Origin of the sequence: Escherichia sp. AM3 (assembly GCF_032029835.1) — a bacterium.
Lineage (GTDB): Bacteria > Pseudomonadota > Gammaproteobacteria > Enterobacterales > Enterobacteriaceae > Escherichia > Escherichia coli.
Genome location: NZ_JAVUPQ010000294.1, coordinates 1 through 1398, shown reverse-complemented (window position 1 = coordinate 1398; position 1398 = coordinate 1). Strand labels below are relative to the sequence as shown.

Annotated in this window: 1 protein-coding gene; it reads right to left on the bottom strand. The window is 52.5% G+C overall.

The window, feature by feature from the left end; all coding sequences use genetic code 11:
- Positions 1–1398: glycosyl transferase family protein (locus RTW80_RS25240; RefSeq protein WP_312720791.1), on the bottom strand; the 1398-nt coding region annotated here is incomplete at both ends.

The window sequence follows — 1398 nt, the reverse complement described above, 5'->3', positions numbered from 1 at the left end:
AGCGTAGACCTTCGACGCGATTACGCAGTGCTGTATCGAGTTGTTCTTCAGTGATGACCTGATTTTCCAGCAGAATTTGACCTAACGGGCGCAACGAGCGGGTATCGCCAGTCACGCTGGGGAAGTCATGCGTTGTTTTATCCCACGCCACGCGACGTGGATCGCCGTGTTGAAGTACCTGTTTTAGCACGCGCCAGTTGGCCATGAAGTTAATCAGGTTGCCCCAGAAAAGACGCAGGACGGAAAGCAGCCCCTGCGTCAGGCCGTAGTAGCCAGTAACGAAAATCACCCGCTGCACGATGCGGTTAACCATCAAACCAAAGTTTAGCCACAGCAGGGTCATTAACCATGCGCTGCCGCTGAAAATAGAAAGGAAATGCCAGGCATCGGGCCACAAACTTTCATACGCCAGCAACAGCAAAAGCTGGATCATCACCAGCATCGCGAGGAAGCTGACAAAGTTACTGATTGCCCCTTTGCGGTCGCGCCAGAGAAAGTAGTTCAGCGTCAGGCTGGAGGTCCATTTATGGGTTTTAAAGCCTTGGAAAACAATGCCGATGATCCAGCGGGATTTTTGTCGAACCGCAGTCGAAAAGGTATCGGGGAAATATTCGCGCACGCAGATCATGTTTGATGTCCGCGCGTGCTGTAAAAATTTACGCTGCTCGCGTTCTTTGGCTTCGTCCACCACCGGAAAACGGACAAAAATTTCCGTCATACCTTTTTCTTTCAGGCGGAAGCCAATGTCGTAATCTTCAGTAAGACTCTGCACGTCGAAAGCAATACCGTCACCGTCAGCTAACAGAGCGGTCACGGCGCGGCGGCTGAAACAGGTGCCGACGCCTGCGCTGGGCACTTGTCCGGCGAGGGCTTCACGCACCGGAACATCTTTGCCATGCAGCTCTGAAAACTCATCAATGTAAGTCATGCTGGTGAAGTGCGTCCATTCGCGTTCGAACGGATACACCGGGATCTGAATCAGATCTTTACGCTCGACCAGATAGTTGAACAGACGCAATTCCATCGGTGAAATCACATCTTCGGCGTCATGCAGAATAAAACCAGCAAAAGCGAAATTGGCGCTACGCTCAAATTGGGTGATGGCGTCCAGCACGTTGTTCAGACAGTCGGCTTTGCTGGTGGGGCCAGGACGCGCGCAGACTACCTTATGCACATTCGGGAAGCGAGCGCACACTTCGTCAACATCACGCTGAGTATCGGGGTCGTTGGGGTAGGTGCCAACAAAGATATAATAGTTTTCGTAGTCGAGCGTGGTCGCCGCCAGCTCGGCCATATTGCCGATGACGCCCGTTTCATTCCACGCCGGAACCATAATCGCTAACGGTTTTTCATCTGGTTTATACAGTTCGCGGTAACTCATTCGCGGGTAGCGGCGAT